The organism is Acinetobacter guillouiae CIP 63.46, from assembly GCF_000368145.1.
Classification (GTDB): domain Bacteria; phylum Pseudomonadota; class Gammaproteobacteria; order Pseudomonadales; family Moraxellaceae; genus Acinetobacter; species Acinetobacter guillouiae.
This window is the reverse complement of sequence record NZ_KB849283.1, coordinates 1-19,099: the sequence shown is the minus strand read 5'-3', so window position 1 is coordinate 19,099 and position 19,099 is coordinate 1. Positions and strand designations below refer to the sequence as shown.

Sequence of the window (19,099 nt, the reverse complement as noted above, 5' to 3'; positions counted from 1 at the left end):
ACTACCTATTTCACAACGACATCAAAGCACAGCAATCGGATATGAACCCAGTACACGTACTTCTTTAACCAGTGGGCGAATATCTTCAATCGCCGCTTTAACATTGTCCTGTTCCACATGACCTTCAAGATCAATGAAGAATACATACGCCCATTTTTCAGGTAATGCAGGACGGGTTTCAATACTGGTCAAACTAATGTTGTGTTTTGCAAATGGTGCAAGAATTTCCAATAAAGCCCCTGCACGGTCATGTGCTGAAATCAGTAATGAGGTTTTATCATTGCCACTTTGCGGTACTTTTTCACGGCCGATTACCAAGAATCGTGTCGTATTTTCAGGGTTATCTTCAATATTGCCGTGGAGAACTTCTAAGTCGTAGATACTTGCAGCCACATCAGATGCAATTGCTGCTGAATGCCATTCATTGCGAATACGGCGTGCAGCCTCCGCATTTGAGCTTAAAGCCACACGTTCTACACCCGGATAATGTGCATCCAACCACTTACGACATTGCGCAAGTGTTTGTTGATGTGCATAAATTTGTTTAATACTGTCTTTACGAGTATTTGAAGAAATCAGGAATTGGTGATGAATACGCAATTCAACTTCACCAATCACATTTAAATGCGATGCTTTAAAACAGTCTAAAGTATGGTTGACCACACCTTCAGACGAGTTTTCAACTGGAACTAAACCATAATGTGCACTGCCCGCTTCAACCTCACGGAACACTTCATCGATCGTTGGTAGTGGACGAACCACAGCATCCTGACCAAAATGTTTTAATACAGCAGAATGTGTATAAGTACCGACTGGACCTAAAAATGCAATACTTTGTGGTGCTTCAAGTGCCAAACATGCAGACATAATTTCACGGAATAAACGTGCCATGGTTTGATCTGACAATGGCCCTTCATTGCGCTCCATAACTTGACGTAAAACCTGTGCTTCACGTTCAGGACGATAAAATAACGGATTCTCTTCTGCTGCAAATTTTGCTTTAGCAACTGATTCCGCCAGTTTTGCACGGCGATTGATAAGTTGTTGGATTTGCTGATCTACAGAGTCAATATCTTCACGGATTTGAGCAAGATCTAGAGAAGTCGTTTTTTGATCATCGTTGATCATTGTTATGTCGCCCTTTAAAGTCGAGAATTACGAGAAGTCTATGTTTTAGACCACTGACAGTATAACAATAGTTCAGTTTAATTTGTTGGGCAATAGTGCATTTTTCAATGTTTCACTTTCAACTTATATATTGAATAAAATGTCATCACTTTATAACTTTTCTGACCACAAAATGAATTACAAAGCAGCTATAGAATTTTAAGCATTGCGCTCTATGATAAAAAGCATAAGCGCATTTCGAGTCATAGAATATGAATAAAAAAATCGCTGTTCTCATTACCCATGATTTCGAAGATGCGGAATATCATCATCCCGTTGAAGCTTTTCGAGCTGCAAGCCATTCTGTGCGCAATATTGAAAAGTCTGCGGGGAATATTGTGTATAGCAAACAAAGAAAATCTTCGGTCAGTATAGATTTAGGCATTGATGAAATCTCTGTTCGGGATTTTGATGCGCTAATGATTCCTGGTGGATATTCCCCTTATCATCTTAAAGAAGATGAACGATTTATTGATTTTTTACGTAATTTTGCCAACGCACAAAAACCTATTTTTTTATGTTGTTACAGTAGCCATTTGCTTATCGATGCACAAATTGCAATTGGACGGCGCTTAACTTCGATTGAAGATATCCTCAAAGAACTTAAAGACGCTGGCGCTGTGGTTTTTGATCGCGAAGTGGTAAACGACAACAATTTATATATTTCTTCACGCTCGACTTTTGAACTGCCTATCTTTATTAATGAATGTTTAAATGTATTAAGTGCTTAATCCCTGAACCTTGATAATAAAAAACCTTCTTTAAATAAAGAAGGTTTTTTATTTAAAAACTTTATCGTTGCTATTTATTTATGCATTATCGACCAATGATGCCACGTGCCACGATCTCTTTCATGATTTCATTTGTTCCACCATAAATACGTTGAATACGTGCATCTACAAAGAAACGAGAAATTGGATATTCCGTCATATAGCCATAACCACCAAACAGTTGTAGCAAGCTGTCGATGATTTTCATCTGCATATCCGTACTAAAACTTTTTAAAGCCGCTGCTGTTTCAACATCCAATTTACTTTGTTTATATAAAGCTAAATTTTGGTTATAGAATGCTGCTGTTGCCAACTCATCAATTTTTGCTTGAGCCAAAACAAAACGAGTATTTTGGAAGCTGCCAATTTTCTGACCAAACGCTTGACGTTCCTGTACATACTGAGTAGTGATATCGATTGCACCACGAATTGCACCAAGTGCCGTTGCTGCAATTGCAGTACGTTCACGAGGTAACTCCTGCATCAAATAGGCAAAACCTTGACCTGCGCTACCTAACAATTGATTTGCTGGAACTTTAACATTATCAAAGAACAGTTCTGAGGTATCTTGAGAATGCAAACCAATTTTATCGAGGTTGGTGCCCTTTTTAAATCCATCTAGATGTGTATCAACCAATAAAAGTGACACACCTTTTGCACGCGCTTGCGGGTCAGTTTTTGCTGCCAATACCACTAAATCTGCATGTTGACCATTTGAAATAAATGTTTTAGAACCATTCAAAACATAATGATCACCATTTAAAATCGCACTACTACGCATGCCCTGTAGGTCTGAACCCGCACCCGGTTCCGTCATCCCAATTGCGCCCACCACTTCACCTGACACCATTTTAGGTAACCAGTATTGTTTTTGTTCTTCGTTGGCAATATGCAAAATATAAGGAGCTGCAATTTCTGAATGGCATGAAATCGCGGTAGACAATGCACCATAGCCTGCACGTGCAGACTCTTCAACCAACATCAATGAATATTCAGTTGGAACGCCGTAACCACCATACGCTTCAGGTACATCAACACAAAGATAGCCATTTTCACCCAATAATGACCATACTGAACGTGGCATTAAACCTTCTTTTTCCCATTGCTCATAAAATGGAGCAACGTGTTCACTCATAAAACGTTTAAAGTTATCACGAAAAAGTTCTAAATCTGCATCATATGCCAACATGTCTTGTATTCCTTTCAATCTGAGTTTTTGATTTTATGATCCTTAGCATGCTAATCATTTTTTGCAGACTTGTCATGACCACATGAGGTCATTTTTTCTGAGCATTTTTGCGAATAAAGAAAAGACTTTTCCATAAAAAAAGAGTAATCAGCTTTCGCCAATTACTCTTCAGGTTGTCAATAAGCAATTAAAACTTAGAATTTATCATCTTTAAACATCGGTAAAGAGGAATTTAGCTTCGTAATCTCACTCATCAATTTATTCACAACTGATGGAATTAAGGCATCTGCCATTTGTGCAGCTTGTAAACCTAACTTCTCGCCAAGTGTTGGCTTACGACGTGTTTGAATCACATATACGTCATGTTGTGGCAATAAGCTCAGCAAATATTCATCTGAAGTTTGCAATTTATCCACTAAATTTAAATTGCGCGCGTCTTCACCATACCAGTGTTCACCTGTTGCAACTTTTTCGACATTGAGTTGCGGGCGATATTTTTCAACAAAATGCTTAAATAGTTGATGCGTTTGTTGTAACTCTTCTTCAAATTTTGCTTTACCTTCTGGGGTGTTTTCACCAAACATCGTCACAGTACGCTTAAACTGACCTGCGGTATATAGCTCAAAATCAACATGATGTTCTTTTAACAGTCGATTAAAATTAGGGACTTGGGCAACAACACCAATCGAACCAACCACAGCAAATGGTGCAGAGACGATTTCACTTGCGATACACGCCATCATATAACCGCCACTCGCAGCCACTTTATCCACACAAATCGTAAGATTAAAGCCTGCATCACGTAAACGAACCAATTGTGCAGCTGCAAGACCATAACTATGCACCATACCACCGGGGCTTTCTAAACGAACAATGACACGATCACGGCCTGCTTTTGCTGTCGCAAGAATCAATGTAATCTCTTCTCTTAAGTTTTCTACAGCTGAAGCCTGTACATCTCCTTTAAAATCTAGGACATAGATTTTTTGATTATTTTTTTTACGTACTCGCGCTTCTTTTACAAACTGTTGAGTCAGTTGAAACAGTTCCAATTTCGATGCAGTAGATTGAGCAATTCTTTTTCGCTGCTCATTTATTCGGGCATTTAAATGACTGATACGAATTTCTGCGGGTACTTTGGGTAAATGAAATAACATAGAATTTATAATCTCTAATATCTAAGGAAATGCTTTTCTAATAAGATGCGGACGGATCAGCTAAATTTCAATACACTTTTTGAAAAATTCGACAAAGCTCAGTCCACTTAGTCTTTATGCATGATAAAAAGCTTTGTCTACACACTTTTAACAAACAACAATAATTAAATTTTAGTTATAGAATACATAGCTTTTTTTTATAGTTAAAAACGCATGAAAATTCGAGTAAAGATACGCGTTTTGAATAAATTAAGATTTTATTAATAGTTTTTACATCTAAGTTAAGCCTTGCTGATTTCAGCATATTCAGTGACTTTACCTCGAAAATAACGCAAATGCCACTTAGTAGAACTTTTGCTGGCTTTTCTTATGATAAATTCACATAAAAAAACATAGACATGTTTATATCAAACAGATAATACAAATAAACATATATCACACATTTTTAAAATTTATAATAGGTTATTTACCAACTCTTTTTATCTAAATAACATATTTGTTATTTTGATTAAACTATTTAAAATCAACACGTTAAAAAGAATAATTACATTTTGTAAATTTATGAACATTTATGAGTCATTTTTTTAAAAAATGTTTAATTTTATCAACATCAAGGATAAGGATTGAGTATGGATATCTCCTCACACGATGAACACCTACCCCCTAAAAAACAAAAGTTTTATCAAATCCTCTATGTTCAGGTTATTTTTGCCATTGTACTTGGTATCCTTCTTGGACACTTTTGGCCAGATATTGGTGCAAGTTTAAAACCATTAGGTGATGCATTTATTAAACTGGTCAAAATGATTATTGCACCTGTTATTTTCTTGACGGTTGTCACTGGAATATCAGGCATGAAACATATGGGAACTGTAGGACGAGTAACGGGTAAAGCGATGCTTTATTTCCTAACATTCTCTACACTCGCATTAATCGTCGGGATGATTGTTGCCAATATTATTAAACCAGGACAAGGTTTAAATATTGACCCTACATCATTAAAATCAGAGAAAGTTGTTGAGTATGCTGAGAAAGCACATGACGCTTCTATTGTCGACTTCTTACTGAATATTCTTCCAACAACCATCGTTAGCCCATTAACAAGTGGCGACATTCTACAAGTTCTATTTGTTGCCGTATTATTTGGTTTATCCTTGGCTGCGGTAGGCGAAAAAGGTCAACCGATTGTAGACTTCTTAAACAATCTTACAGCACCCGTATTTCATTTAGTTGGAATGCTGATGAAATTTGCTCCGATTGGTGCTTTTGGTGCAATGGCATTTACAATTGGTAAGTATGGTATTGAAAGTATTGGAAATCTTTTACTTTTAATTATGACATTCTATATCACGGCCTTACTCTTTATTCTGGTTATTTTGGGTGCAGTGGCGCGCTATAATGGATTTAGAATTACAGATCTGATTCGCTATATCAAAGATGAATTATGGTTAGTTTTAGGGACCAGTTCATCCGAAGCCGCACTTCCATCATTGATGCGTAAAATGGAAAAAGCAGGCTGCGAAAAATCTGTAGTTGGCTTGGTTATTCCTACTGGTTATTCATTTAACCTCGATGGTACCAACATCTATATGACGATGGCGGCGCTCTTTATTGCACAAGCATGTAATATCGATTTGAGTATTCAAGACCAAATCTTATTATTGCTCGTTGCAATGCTGAGCTCTAAAGGTGCTGCTGGTGTTACAGGTGCTGGATTTATTACCTTAGCTGCAACATTATCTGTTGTTCCAGCAGTTCCTGTTGCAGGTATGGCTTTAATTCTAGGTATTGACCGCTTTATGTCTGAATGCCGTGCACTGACCAATTTAGTCGGTAATGCGTGTGCAACGATTGTTGTGGCACGTTGGGACAATGCTTTAGATAAAGACAAACTGGCTGCTGCATTCGCTCATCCGAGTAAAGCACACTATGATGCTAAAGCAGTTGAACAACATCGTGAAGATCCAATCGATTAAAAACACCCTATAAGCAATATTTGTAATAAGAAGGAGCTTTTGAGCTCCTTTTTTATATAAAGTAACTATGAATAGATCAGAAAATTAGAAATAACAATCAACTGCTATTTGCATATAAAATGAAGAACTAACTGAAAAATATGTTTAATACACAAAGCTTAAAATGATGTGTTTCTTAAAAAAACATTTGTCTAATGTTCCGCGATTATAAGTTCAAACAATTAAGCATTTATTTCGTATCACGTATATAAAAGTATGAACACATAGCTCATCTATTCCAGCCTCTTAAATTATTTAGCCTCACCCATTCATATTAGGTGGGTTTTACTAGAACAAAATAAACTTAGTCAACAATACCTCACTTACAAGACTTCATTAAAACTGCATTACATCCCTATTTCAACACTTATCAAAGAATAGACTTAGACAATCAATTCATTATTTTGAAGCTTAAATTTTTAATTGTTTTTTGATCTACCATTCTCGTCAATTTGATTCATTGCCACAGAGGTTTATATACTTTATCTATAAAAAAAGAGCCTTTCGGCTCTTTAATTACACATCTAAACTTAACTTAATCAGTACTCGAATTAACCAAAACGGCCGGTAATATAAGCTTCAGTCAATTGGTGATCTGGTTGAGTAAAGACTTTCTCTGTAGAGTTAACTTCGATTAAGTCACCTAAATGAAAGTATGCTGTACGATCAGAGACACGCGCTGCTTGTTGCATGGAGTGGGTTACAATTGCGATTGTATATTGCGTAGAAAGCTCAGAGATTAACTCCTCAACTTTTGCTGTTGCAATTGGATCGAGCGCAGAACATGGTTCATCCATTAAAATCACTTCAGGGCTTACCGCAATCGTACGTGCAATACACAAACGTTGTTGCTGACCACCTGAAAGTCCTGTACCTGGCTGACTTAAACGATCTTTTACTTCATCCCACAAACCTGCTTTACGCAAACTATTTTCAACAATCTCTTCTAAATCATACTTATCTTTGGCTAAACCATGCAGTTTAGGACCATAAGCAACATTATCAAAAATTGATTTAGGGAACGGGTTTGGTTTTTGAAATACCATTCCAACTTGAGCACGGAGCAACACAACATCTAGATTTGGATCATAAATGTCTTGGTTGTCTAAACGCACTTTACCTGTTACACGGCAAGTATCAATCGTATCGTTCATACGGTTCAAGGTACGTAGAAATGTTGATTTACCACAACCTGATGGTCCAATAAATGCAATCACTTCATTTTCATAAACTTGAAGATCAATACCTTTAATCGCTTCTGCGTCACCATAGTAAACATGCACATCTTCAGCACTAAGTTTCACAGTTGTATTTTTTTCTTTCTTCGGTGTCGAAGACTCAAACTGGGAGACAAAAGAAGTGCTTGCTTGCTTTTGCTTACTATCAGTCGATGTAAATTGAGATTGTTCAGAATTCACGGTTGTATCCTGTCTTAAGGAATTTTTAGTTTCTACAGTATTCATCTCTATTCTGCCCTCTTTTACCAGCGAACTTCAAATTTCTTACGTAACCAAATTGCAAAGCTGTTTAGACCGACCATAAGTGCCAATAACACAATGATGGCTGCAGCCGTACGCCCTTCGAAGAAGTTACGTAATTCATTACCTTGCCATAAGTAAACTTGAACAGGTAAAGCCGTAGATTGATCTAATGGAGATACTGGAATATTTGCAACGAAAGCGCTCATACCAATTAATAGTAATGGTGCGGTTTCACCCAATGCATGAGCAATACCAATAATCGCACCTGTCATAATCCCCGGTAGAGCCAAAGGCAATACATGGTGGAATACTGTTTGTAAACGAGAAGCACCAATACCTAACGCCGCTTGGCGAATTGATGGTGGTACTGCCTTCAATGAAGCACGTGTGGTAATAATCACTGTAGGCAAAGTCATTAAACTTAAGACCAAACCACCAACCAAAGGTGCGGATATAGGTAAATGCATCCAACCAATAAAGATGGCAGCACCTAACAGACCAAATACAATCGATGGAACTGCTGCAAGGTTATTGATATTGACTTCAATGATGTCAGTAATAAAGTTTTTCGGTGCAAACTCTTCTAGATAAATCGCACTTGCTACACCCAATGGAATAGAAATCGCGATCACAATTAACATCATGAACAATGAACCCATAAATGCACCAGCCAAACCTGCTGTTGCTGGTGAGCTGCGTGAATCTGGGTTGGTGAACATTTGCGTGTTAAAAGTACGGTTAATAATCCCTTTCGCAGCTAAGTCATCAGAAAGTTGACGTACTTCTGGACTAAGTTGTTGTTGCTCATCAGGCAATGAACGATCAATATGACCAGCTAACCACACATCAATGTTGGCATCAGCAAGGAAATTGAGCTCTACTGTTTTACCAATCAATGCTGGATCTTTAAAGACCATATCACGGATACGATATGCCTCTGAACTGGTATAGATGCCAGAAAGATCATCACGACGACTTTCAAGTGCTGGGTCTTTTGCAATGATTGCATTTACAATCAATGCATCCCAATCAACCATACCCATTTTAGTTTGCCAGTCGACATAACGTTCTTGAAATACAGCAGGAGATTCACCTACTTTTTGTGTTGGTTTTGGTCCTGCATCAATCATACTTGGATCAAAATACACAGGTACAGTCATACTTGCTTGCCAAAATGCTGGCAACCCTTTGTATAAGATACTTCCAAATAAAATTGCAACAAATGCCAAACCAATAATCACTGCTGAAAAGCCAGCAAAACGGAAGGTCTTTTCTTTACGATGACGTTTTGACAATGAGCTGGCGATTCTAGCTTTACGTTTCTCTCGCAACTCAGCGGCAGCTTGAGGATCAAATACATTTTGATCCACAGGAGATGTATTTGATGTACTCATTCGTATTGCTCACGATATTTACGCACAATATAAAGTGCGACAATGTTTAAACACAATGTAATGGTAAATAAAGTTAAACCCAGTGCAAACGCAACCAATGCCTGCGGACTTGCAAAGTCTGTATCGCCTGTTAATTGTTTTACAATCGTTACAGTGACTGTTGAGACAGCTTCTAGTGGATTGATATGTAACAGTGGACTATTACCAGCAGCGAGTACCACAATCATGGTTTCACCGACTGCGCGAGATACTGCAAGTAAGAATGCACCCGTAATACCTGGTAAGGCCGCTGGAAGAACCACTTGACGAATAGTTTCAGATTTGGTCGCACCTAAACCTAAAGAACCATCACGTAAGGCACGTGGCACTTGAGTGATAATGTCATCTGACAAAGAAGATACAAATGGGATAATCATAATACCCATTGCAAAACCTGCTGTTAAAGCACTGGTCGCATTAACCTCAACGCCAATAGAGTCGCCAATAGATTTGAAGATTGGACCAATCACCATCATGGCAAAAACACCATAAACAATGGTTGGAATACCCGCTAAAACTTCAATTGTTGGCTTTGCCCATGAACGGAATCGAGGTGATGCATATTCAGCAAGATAAATTGCAATCATTAAACCCAGTGGAACAGCAACCAGTAGTGCAATACCACTGACCATGAGTGTTCCCCACAGTAATGGTAATAAACCATAACTTCCTTCAGCATTACCTGAAGTACTAAAGCCAGGATTCCACTCTGTACCAAAGAAGAAGTCGATTGGACTGACAAACTGGAAAAAGTGCATCGCTTCACTGAACATCGACATCACAATACCCACAGTCGTGAGGATCGCAACACCTGAACACAGGATCAAAACAACGTTAATGGTTTTTTCAACTTCGTTACGTGCACGAAATTGTTGACTAATTCTTTTTCTTGCCCAAATCAATCCAAGGATCGCAGCACAAGTTACCACAGCAAACTTTGCAAACGAGCCAATTCTTTCAAATTTTGAGAGTTGTTCTGCAGCTGCAACCTCATAAGCTGCTGGCGTATCTGTCACACCAAAGCCAGAGGCAATTGCTTTAATACGATCCACCAGTACATCTACCCCAGCTGTATCTAGCGTTGAAGCAATATTTGCTGGAACATTTTTTAAAATTAGATGTTGTAAAACACTTGGTTCTACCAAGTTCCAAACTATCAAAATTAAAAAAGCTGGAATTCCACACCACAACGCCACCAAAGAGCCATAATAGCCAGGACGTGAATGTAAAATTGCAGTGTTATTTCCCTTACCTGCTAGGCTTCGGCTTTTTCGTAGCCCGATTTGATATGCGATAGCGATTAAAGCCAATAACACGCCAATGAGTAGCAGATTCATGTATTCTCCACCGTTTTTTCAATTTCAATAATTTGAAAAAACTCTACTTAGCAAGGAAAGCCGATGGTAGTCACCCACCATCAGCTCCATTATTGCGGTTTTATTATTTACCAGCTTTAAAACCAGCCAATACTTTTGCACGTTCAGCGTCTGACAATGAAATCAAACCAGCTTTATCTAACTTAGAACCTTTACCAGATACCTTCTTGTTAAGGAAGTATTCAGTATATTCTTTTAAGCCTTTGATTGACTGTAAGTGTTCACCTTTTACATAGAAGTATAAAGGACGAGATACAGGGTAAGTACCATTTAAAACAGTTTGCTCAGAAGGAACAACATTGTTCACTGTAGCAACACGTAATTTATCTTTATTTTGATCATAGAAACCTAAGCCAAATACACCTACCGCACTTGGAGATGTTTTTAAACGCGCTAGAGTTTCAGTATAATCACCTGCAATTTCAATTACTTTACCGTCTTTACGGAAGCTAGAACATGCTTTTTTCTGAGCATCTTTGTCTAACTTTTTAAAGTAATCATAACTTTCACAACCCGCTTCAACCATTTTTTCTTGGAACACTTCACGTGTACCGTGGTTAGAAGCAGGAACAACTAAAGTAATTGGCTCATTTGGAAGCGATTTATCAATTTGGTTCCAACGTGTATATGGGTTTGGTACCAATTTACCATTTGATGGTAATTCAGCTGCTAGGGCTGCAAATACGTGTTGTGGACGTAATTTATAAGCTGCTTTGCTTGCATTCGAAGCAAAAACGATGCCGTCATAACCGATTTTTATTTCTTGGACTTTATTTACGCCAGCTTTTTTACACGCTGCGATTTCAGTATCTTTAATTTTACGTGAAGCATTTGCGATATCAATTGTGTTATCGCCCACACCTGAACAGAACTGTTTAAGACCAGCAGAACTACCGCCTGAGCCAACTACAGGTGCTTTAAATTGAGGGAAAGTATTACCAAATTCTTCAGCAACAATACTCGCATAAGGAAGTACAGTAGAAGAACCAGCGATTTGGATGGTATCACGAGCGTTTGCTGCTACTGCTGCCCCTGAAACTGCTAATGCAAGTGCGATGTGATTAATGCGCATTCTTTTCTCTCTTAAATAAACTGCAATTTTGAAGTACACCACTTCTTGTTGTGTCGTACTTTTCGGATAACTGCATTTTGATTTTAAAATATGACAAATAAGTTACAGCTTTATGACGCTTTTATGATATTTGATAATTCACATTTGATTTTATTAAAAATCTTTTAAATTCAATATGTAATTAACTGTGTTCTATTTTTTAAAATTAAGGATATTACAATTCAAATTGTAATATTTCATGTGTATGTCACAAAAGTTGTATTAAGGTTTACCCATTTCAAACGACACGTTAAGTCGTGATAGCCTTATTTTTCCATCTAAAAACCCTTAAAATAAATAAAAAAGAGCAATTTAAATGATCAGATTAAATCGTAAAGAATGGCATGAAACTTTTCTAAAGATGGTGGCCTCGGCCAGCATGATTACGTTCATTATCTATATGAGTTGTTGGATCATTTACTTTTTATTGGCACAAACTAGTCAATACAATCTGATCCAAAATATTGTCATTAGTTTTAGCTTCATCAGTTTATTTATATTAACCATGCAAACCTTACGTTCAATGTATCAAGTCTACTATTTACCTTTAATGAATAGTTGCAGGTTAAATTATCAAAAAATAATTTTCTTTTGCAGCAGTTTCTCCATCGCACTCATTGTAGTCAGCTCATTTTTATTAAATTTTGGAAAAATGTTAAAAGATTATTACAGCTAAGCCAATACAAAAGATCCACCGCTTAACATGCCCACTATTCAATCAAGTGTTCTATTTTTCTTAATCATTCAACACAATAATTGAAATTTCAAAGAACACGGCATTGTTTTATATTCAAATGAGCACTCCATAAAAGATTTGAATATGAATAGCAAAACGTCTAGCAGCTTCAATCCTGACCTTCCCGTTCATATGACCTTCTCAGAACATGACTGGCAGCTCTTAGCCCAATATTGGTATCCAATTGCATTAGCAAGAGACATTACTGAGCAGCCACTCGGAACCATGTTGCTGGATATGCCATTGGTCATTTATAAAATAGATACTGAAATCATTGTTGCCAAAGATGCCTGCCCACATCGCGGTGTTCCTTTAAGCATCGGAACAAATGATGGTCAAGGTATCGTTTGCCGTTATCATGGTTTACGCTTTGGTGAAAATGGAAAATGTAATCGTATCCCTGCGCATCCCAATCATAAAATTTCGGACCGCTTCCACCTAAAAACCTATGCTGCAGTTGAACGTTATGGATTAATCTGGTGTTCACTTTTAGCAAAAAAGCAAGATATACCCAATATCCCAAATATGCCGCATTGGGATGAGACCACGTATCAACAACTGATTTGCCCTCAAGTCGATTTAAAATGTTTTGCTGGTCGACAATTGGAAGGTTTTATCGATGTTGCTCATTTTGCATGGGTACATCCAGAAACTTTTGGTGACCCAGAAAATACTGAAGTGCCTGATTACACCACGCAAGAAACAGACTATGGTTTTAGTGCTGATTATATCAGTAGTGTAGGTCGTTACCCGATTGGTCTAGATCAATTAGGACAAGCGGATTTTCAATGGTTACGCCATTTTGAAATTCATTTGCCTTTTACCGCAACATTAACCATTCATTTCCCCAATCAAGCGAAACAGGTCATTATGAATGCTGCCTCGCCCATGACAGCACGTAGTACTCGATTATTTGCCCCAATTTGTCGTAACTATGATCAAGATTTACCAATAGAAGATGCTTATGAATACAACCTTAAAATCTTTGAAGAAGACCGTTTGATCGTTGAGACTCAAAAACCAGAATATCTACCTTTAGATTTATCCATTGAGGCGCACTTCCCTGCTGACCGCAGTTCAAGTATGTATCGCCGTTTATTAAGAAAAATAGGATTTAGCCCATTATTCGCCGCATAAATCAGTTTCATGCCATGTTTTATAGAAGTTGATCAGGCTTCTTTAAAACAATAAAACCTGAACGTATCGCTCTATATATTTATAATTTTTTCAAGTTGATTAAATTTAACTCAAAAGTTTCTATTAAAATTGCACTCTTCGATTAAAAGATTAAAATGCACATTACATAAATGAAGTGACTCCAATTAGGTGGTATAACATGCAACAAATGTGGTCAGACATCGATGCCTATATCGAATCACATTTAATTCCTGAAGATCCAATCCTCATACAAACATTAAAAAACACTGAGGATAAAGGATTTCCAGACCACCTTGCTGTTGCCGCAAATCAGGGCATGTTATTGCAAATGTTGATTCAAATGAACAAATGCAAACGTGTTTTAGAATTAGGTACTTTTGCAGCTTATAGCACTATGTGGTTAGCCCGTGCCTTACCTGATGATGGTTATATTTTAACGATTGAAGGTCGTGATACGCATGCTGCTCTAGGTCAAGAAAATATAGATCAGGCCAAGCTCAAACAAACCGTTGAATTAAAGTGTGGTCGTGCAGCCGATATTTTAAAAGCGTTGCCTGAAGCTACAGAACCTTTTGACTTTATTTTTGTCGATGCTGATAAACAAAGCTATCCTGAATATTTAGAATTAAGCTTAAGTCTGTCACATTCAGGTACAGTGATTGTTTTGGACAACGTGATTCGTGCTGGTGACATTCTTGACCCAGACAATGTCAAACCAAGTATTGAAGGGATCCGTGACATGTATAAAGCCATGCAAAACCATCCTAAAATTCTGTCATGTACGGCTTTGCAAACTGTAGGTAGCAAAGGGCATGATGGTTTTGCCATTGCAATTGTAAAATAAAGCATGCTGATTTAATTTTTAAAGCTGCTATTTAGATAGCAGCTTTTTTATAGCTAAAATTTTAACAACTCCATCTTAGCTTCAATCATTCTTCTTAGAGTTATCCCCTGAACTTGTTTGTAGAATTGTGGATAACTCAATAATGCTTTAATAAACTCATGAAAATAAAATACTTTTAATCGTCGATTAATTTTCAACCAGTTAAATTCATGGTTCATGAAAAAGTGCTTGCATTTCAAAATGCAATATTTTTATCAAATTTTTTAATCAAAAAAAATGCCACAAATCATATTATTTGTGGCATTTAATCTCTTCTGTTTGATCGGTCATTTGACTCAATCTCGATTGCTCAGACGCGTTGTCTTTTAACTTCAAATCAAACTTATTTTGCGACCAACAATGGAACTGCAGCATTTCTAAAAATAGTGGTGGTTACACTACCTAAAAAGAACTGATGAATTTTACTATGACTAAATGCACCTAAAACAATCAATTGAATTTGATGCTGATCTTGATAATCCAAAATATTTTCAGCAACATCACCATAACGGTACTCTACCACCACATCCAAACCCGCATCTTTTAAACGTTGCGCAGGCTCATTGAGAATCTCAGGATGATCACCAACATAGAGTAAATGGCATTGCAAAAGTTTAAGCAAATCACTTTTTTCAACACGTTTTAGCATTTTTTGACATGTTTCTGAAAGCTCATAAGCAAAAATAAACCGTGTAGGTGGTTTAAATGTTTGCCCAACGGTTAATACGGTACTTTTCGTTCCACGAATAAAGTTTTCAACATTACTGCCCAGTATTTTATTCTTCTCAGCTGAACGCTCACCCACTCGACCGATGACAGCGATATCATCTTCAGTCAATTCATTGAAGCTTTGTTCGAGAAAATCACCTTTGGCTTGAATTTGAATCGGTGTGATATTGTATTTTTCTTGAATCATTTCAGAAATATGCTTGAGTAAATTATTGCTGTAATCCAGTGCTAACTCACTTTGCTTTTGTTCAAGTTCAGCCAGCTCTTTAAGTAACATCGCATTACTTTCAAAGCCAATTACCCCACTAATTTCCCCTAAATGATAACTTGCAGGGTAATAATCCAATACTTGCAATAAAACCAGTTCACGACCAGTTTTTTGAGCAATCCATGCGGCTGCTTCTGCCAATGCATTGATGCACGGAGAAGAGTCAATACAAGCAACTACTCTGTTCATTTTAACCTCGCTTTAGCTTTACAGCTTTGGGTCTATATTATTGTTTTAAATTAGCATAAGTTTTTATAAGTTTGGACAACTTTATGTAATTAATCCCATAATTTAATTATGTATTTGTACAAACTGTGCGTTCATTCACGATAACGAATAAAACGCGCTGGGTTCCCTGCCACAATTTCTCGTTCAGCTACATTTTTAGTAACCATACTATTCATTCCAATCACCGCATGTGAAGCAATTTTTACACCATCTTTCACACCAACATGCGCGCCCAACCAAACATCCTGACCAATTTCAATGCCTTTGGAAGTCACAGCTTGTTGATAAACAGGAATACTCAAATCCATCCCATGATCAAAAGCATAAAGATGACAATAGGCGGCTATACGAACTTGATCATGTAATTTAATACCGACTTTGCCCCCATCCAAAATACAATGATGGTTGATCGCGACTTCATTACCAATCTCTAACGGTCCATGCAAGGTACAATCTGCCGCAATAAAAGTATCATCCCCAATGACAATTTTCCGTCCAGGCTCAGCAAATATATGCGCCAATGGTGAAATAAAGCAATTTTGACCTATTTCAACGGTTTCCATAGCCATTAAATACGCTTGATACTGCTGCTGCCACTGCTCCGCCCAAACTCGATTTTTCGGTTTAAGTGAATAATACAGCCACGGCATATAATTTAAGCGATGCTTATGTTGTTCGCGATATTTCAATAATGGGTCTTGTTCAATCATCAACGTCTTCCAACAATTTAAGTTGCTCACGCCCACGCGTTACATCTTGAATTTTTAACTTAAGTGGATCAATTTGATGTATTTGTAATAATGCCTCAACTTCAACCCCATCAACAGTATATTGTTCTTTATATTCAATGTCTTGAGTATTCAATTCATACTGAAAAATTGACCATTCGCTGAATTGGCATTGAAAATAAATTTTCTTCTTTTCAATCAGTTCTATTTTTTCAGCCAAAAGCAAACATTGCCCTGCACAGCCACCATAAGCACGAACTAAACCACCTGTACCCAACTTGATGCCACCATACCAACGATTGACCAATACAATTGCGTTGGTTAAATCATTGCCCTCAATGGTGGCAAGGATCGGGCGACCTGCTGTACCTGAAGGTTCACCATCGTCATTAAAACGAACATTATGACCTATTTTCCATGCCCAGCATTGATGTGTTGTTGTTAGATCTAAATGTTTTTCCATAAACATTTTAACTTGCTGTTCATTTTCAACAGGCGCTGCAATGGCTTGAAATCGACTTTTTTTAATCTCTTCTTCAAAAATCGTTTCGGATGCAAGTGTATAAACCATAATGAAAATAAAACATTCAAACTCAACATGTTCTGATTATAACGTGGATTTTAAAAACATTGGGCAATAAAAAACCCTAAGCGAACTTAGGGTTTCTTATTTCTCATCAATTAGAATATAAGCTGATGATTCTGCAGCAACTCTTCAAGTGTTGTATTGACATGTTCAAGGATTAAAAGATCTGATTTGACATAAGTTCCACCTGAACCATCACGGTCAATTTGAACAACTGTTTTGTTATTTACAGCATCGTAAGTGGTAAAGACATATTGTGAGATATTACCCATATTGACCGTATTATAGTCTAGTAACCCTCTAATATCGATCTTATCAGCTTCGGTATCTGTGCTCACATTCCCTTTATGGAAATCAGTCCATGTGTCTGTTCCATTTCCGCCAGTCGCATCATTAGAGACCAACAAACGATAAACTGCTGTATCAGATCCTGCACCACCTGTTAGCGTATCATTACCTTTACCACCTTCTAACCAATCATTACCAGCATTTCCTATAAGTATGTCATTACCAGCACCACCACGAAGTATGTCATCTCCTGCTCCCCCCTTAATAGTTTCAGCGTTATCTGAACCATATATTCGGACGTTATTTATATTTAAACTTTGATCATAACCAAGAGCAGTATCGTAATAATTGGATGCAGCTCCGCTGAGTAATTTTATATCCAATAAACTAGTTACAGCAACTTTAGAAAAACCTATCCCAGACTCTACAGATAAATCTGAACGACTATCCCATGCTTTTACTGAAGTAGTTGTAGCTAATCCCAACCCCAACAGTTGTGAGTTATGAACAGTTGCTAGAAACTCAACCATTGTTGCATTACTTATAGTTCCACCATTTGCAGCTGTGATCGTTATTTCCGAACCTCCAATAATCGATGCAGTTGAAGTTACAGTTAATCCTAAAATTTTTGCCAAATTATCAGAATAAGTCCAACTTCCTAGATTAATTAAAGTAGTTGTATTAATAATCACTTTTTTCAAATCATTGTTTGCATCTATTGCGACAAGTGGTTGATTATCTAACTTAATTAAACCTAAAACATTTGCTTCAACCAATCCTAACAATGCACCTTGTTTTAGTAGAACTGTAGGATTCGATTCTGTGATTGGCGCAATTACATTAACTACAAATGCATCACTATTAATACTTGTATTTCCTAAAGTATCTTTAGCTGTAGCCGTAATTGTATGTGTTGCTATACTCAGAGTCGGCGTATAGCTCCAATGACCATTAACATCTGCATTTGCCGTTCCAACTTGAGTACCATCCACATAAATCGTTACGACACTGTTTGCTTGAGCAGTACCAAATAATGTTGGTGTTGTATCATCTGTACTATCATTTGAATAAAGATTTGCTGCTATTCCAAAATTATCTTGAGCGCTTAAAATAATTGGTGCAGGTGGAATCAGAGAAGCATTTGTTACTGATGTTAAGCTCAATGTTGCTGCATCATTACCTGCAAGATCTTGAATCGCATTGACATCATTAAGTATGGTTGGATCAGTATAGCCCACTCTCACCGTTTGACCTGTTGCAATTGCGGTGGCCAATGTCAGCACAACATTACTTCCAACTACTGCTACGCCACTCACCGTTACGGCTTGACCACCAACCATCACTACAAAACTACCCGTTGTTGGCAAATGAACTGAATCTAGTGCTTCGTTGTAGGTTAATGTTAATACTGTCCCTGAAGTTCCCACAGTACCACTTACAAAAACTGGCGGTGTGATATCTGGTACAGCTGAACTATTGGTCACTGTAGTCACTGGAAGTGTTGCTGCATCATTCCCTACAAGATCTTGGATTGCATTGAGATCATTGCCTGCTGTTGGATCGGTATAAGCCACTGTAACCGCTTGGCCTACTGTCACTGCCGTACCTAAAGTCAACACCACGTTATTACCCACTACCGCAACACCAGTGACAGTCACCACTTGACCACCTGCAGTCACGGTAAAGCTACCTGCTGTTGGTAAGTGCAAAGGATTTAAATCAAGCAGTTCATTATAGGTCAGTGTCAATGTGGTGCCTAATAGACCCACTGTAGCACTGACAAATGTAGGCGCTGT

15 protein-coding genes are annotated in these 19,099 nt (G+C 37.5%); 4 read left to right on the top strand and 11 right to left on the bottom strand.

Features of this window, described 5'->3' with window-relative positions:
• Window positions 1-21 precede the first annotated feature (21 nt).
• Window positions 22-1,128 carry a prephenate dehydratase gene (gene pheA, locus F981_RS05115; RefSeq protein WP_004719240.1) on the bottom strand — a complete coding sequence of 369 codons (1,107 nt, stop codon included), beginning with the start codon at window positions 1,126-1,128 and terminating at the stop codon, window positions 22-24.
• 251 nt (window positions 1,129-1,379) lie between these two features.
• On the opposite strand from pheA, the gene F981_RS05110 reads away from it, so the two are divergent.
• Window positions 1,380-1,898: a DJ-1/PfpI/YhbO family deglycase/protease gene (locus F981_RS05110; RefSeq protein WP_004719237.1), complete on the top strand. Its 519-nt coding sequence runs from the start codon at window positions 1,380-1,382 to the stop codon at window positions 1,896-1,898.
• A gap of 85 nt (window positions 1,899-1,983) precedes the next feature.
• On the opposite strand, the gene F981_RS05105 is transcribed toward F981_RS05110, so the two are convergent.
• Together F981_RS05105 and sohB are read right to left on the bottom strand one after the other, a co-directional pair.
• Entirely contained in the window at window positions 1,984-3,126 is a 1,143-nt protein-coding gene (locus tag F981_RS05105) for an acyl-CoA dehydrogenase family protein (protein WP_004719235.1), read from the bottom strand.
• A 194-nt stretch (window positions 3,127-3,320) separates the two neighbouring features.
• On the bottom strand, window positions 3,321-4,283 hold the full coding sequence (gene sohB / locus F981_RS05100) for a protease SohB (RefSeq protein ID WP_004719233.1): 963 nt from the start codon (window positions 4,281-4,283) through the stop codon (window positions 3,321-3,323).
• Window positions 4,284-4,912: 629 nt separating this feature from the next.
• On the opposite strand from sohB, the gene F981_RS05095 reads away from it, so the two are divergent.
• On the top strand, window positions 4,913-6,259 hold the full coding sequence (locus F981_RS05095) for a dicarboxylate/amino acid:cation symporter (protein WP_004719230.1): 1,347 nt from the start codon (window positions 4,913-4,915) through the stop codon (window positions 6,257-6,259).
• A 590-nt stretch (window positions 6,260-6,849) separates the two neighbouring features.
• On the opposite strand, the gene pstB is transcribed toward F981_RS05095, so the two are convergent.
• From pstB to F981_RS05075, 4 genes are all read right to left on the bottom strand, one after another.
• Entirely contained in the window at window positions 6,850-7,761 is a 912-nt protein-coding gene (gene pstB / locus F981_RS05090) for a phosphate ABC transporter ATP-binding protein PstB (protein ID WP_004719228.1), read from the bottom strand.
• A gap of 17 nt (window positions 7,762-7,778) precedes the next feature.
• Complete coding sequence (pstA, locus tag F981_RS05085) at window positions 7,779-9,173, bottom strand: phosphate ABC transporter permease PstA (RefSeq protein WP_004719227.1); 1,395 nt, start codon at window positions 9,171-9,173, stop codon at window positions 7,779-7,781.
• Window positions 9,170-10,549, bottom strand: a complete 1,380-nt coding sequence (gene pstC, locus F981_RS05080) for a phosphate ABC transporter permease subunit PstC (protein ID WP_004719223.1) — start codon at window positions 10,547-10,549, stop codon at window positions 9,170-9,172. The genes pstA and pstC overlap by 4 nt, the downstream gene beginning before the upstream one ends.
• Before the next feature lie 103 nt (window positions 10,550-10,652).
• A complete protein-coding gene (locus F981_RS05075; protein ID WP_004719220.1) occupies window positions 10,653-11,660 on the bottom strand; it encodes a substrate-binding domain-containing protein in 1,008 nt (335 codons plus the stop codon).
• A gap of 859 nt (window positions 11,661-12,519) precedes the next feature.
• On the opposite strand from F981_RS05075, the gene F981_RS05065 reads away from it, so the two are divergent.
• Both F981_RS05065 and F981_RS05060 read left to right on the top strand, forming a co-directional pair.
• A complete protein-coding gene (locus tag F981_RS05065) occupies window positions 12,520-13,572 on the top strand; it encodes a Rieske 2Fe-2S domain-containing protein (protein WP_004719216.1) in 1,053 nt (350 codons plus the stop codon).
• Between the two features lie 199 nt (window positions 13,573-13,771).
• A complete protein-coding gene (locus tag F981_RS05060) occupies window positions 13,772-14,437 on the top strand; it encodes an O-methyltransferase (RefSeq protein ID WP_004719214.1) in 666 nt (221 codons plus the stop codon).
• 382 nt (window positions 14,438-14,819) lie between these two features.
• Here the strand turns inward: F981_RS05060 and F981_RS05055 are convergent, their stop codons facing one another.
• The 4 genes from F981_RS05055 to F981_RS05040 form a co-directional block, all read right to left on the bottom strand.
• Entirely contained in the window at window positions 14,820-15,662 is an 843-nt protein-coding gene (locus F981_RS05055; protein ID WP_004719212.1) for a universal stress protein, read from the bottom strand.
• 131 nt (window positions 15,663-15,793) lie between these two features.
• Window positions 15,794-16,411: an acyltransferase gene (locus F981_RS05050; RefSeq protein ID WP_004719210.1), complete on the bottom strand. Its 618-nt coding sequence runs from the start codon at window positions 16,409-16,411 to the stop codon at window positions 15,794-15,796.
• Window positions 16,404-17,000 (bottom strand): IMPACT family protein, encoded by a 597-nt coding sequence (locus tag F981_RS05045; protein WP_004719208.1) that lies wholly within the window; start codon window positions 16,998-17,000, stop codon window positions 16,404-16,406. The genes F981_RS05050 and F981_RS05045 overlap by 8 nt, the downstream gene beginning before the upstream one ends.
• 110 nt (window positions 17,001-17,110) lie before the next feature.
• A partial coding sequence (locus F981_RS05040; RefSeq protein ID WP_004719206.1) for a SwmB domain-containing protein occupies window positions 17,111-19,099 on the bottom strand: 1,989 nt, incomplete at its 5' end.

Excerpts from the sequence above, each read along its gene's own strand:
- pheA (WP_004719240.1), bottom strand. The coding sequence starts at position 1,128 with ATGATCAACGATGATCAAAAAACGACTTCTCTAGATCTTGCTCAAATC.
- F981_RS05110 (WP_004719237.1), top strand. The coding sequence starts at position 1,380 with ATGAATAAAAAAATCGCTGTTCTCATTACCCATGATTTCGAAGATGCG.
- F981_RS05105 (WP_004719235.1), bottom strand. The coding sequence starts at position 3,126 with ATGTTGGCATATGATGCAGATTTAGAACTTTTTCGTGATAACTTTAAA.
- sohB (WP_004719233.1), bottom strand. The coding sequence starts at position 4,283 with ATGTTATTTCATTTACCCAAAGTACCCGCAGAAATTCGTATCAGTCAT.
- F981_RS05095 (WP_004719230.1), top strand. The coding sequence starts at position 4,913 with ATGGATATCTCCTCACACGATGAACACCTACCCCCTAAAAAACAAAAG.
- pstB (WP_004719228.1), bottom strand. The coding sequence starts at position 7,761 with ATGAATACTGTAGAAACTAAAAATTCCTTAAGACAGGATACAACCGTG.
- pstA (WP_004719227.1), bottom strand. The coding sequence starts at position 9,173 with ATGAGTACATCAAATACATCTCCTGTGGATCAAAATGTATTTGATCCT.
- pstC (WP_004719223.1), bottom strand. The coding sequence starts at position 10,549 with ATGAATCTGCTACTCATTGGCGTGTTATTGGCTTTAATCGCTATCGCA.
- F981_RS05075 (WP_004719220.1), bottom strand. The coding sequence starts at position 11,660 with ATGCGCATTAATCACATCGCACTTGCATTAGCAGTTTCAGGGGCAGCA.
- F981_RS05065 (WP_004719216.1), top strand. The coding sequence starts at position 12,520 with ATGAATAGCAAAACGTCTAGCAGCTTCAATCCTGACCTTCCCGTTCAT.
- F981_RS05060 (WP_004719214.1), top strand. The coding sequence starts at position 13,772 with ATGCAACAAATGTGGTCAGACATCGATGCCTATATCGAATCACATTTA.
- F981_RS05055 (WP_004719212.1), bottom strand. The coding sequence starts at position 15,662 with ATGAACAGAGTAGTTGCTTGTATTGACTCTTCTCCGTGCATCAATGCA.
- F981_RS05050 (WP_004719210.1), bottom strand. The coding sequence starts at position 16,411 with ATGATTGAACAAGACCCATTATTGAAATATCGCGAACAACATAAGCAT.
- F981_RS05045 (WP_004719208.1), bottom strand. The coding sequence starts at position 17,000 with ATGGTTTATACACTTGCATCCGAAACGATTTTTGAAGAAGAGATTAAA.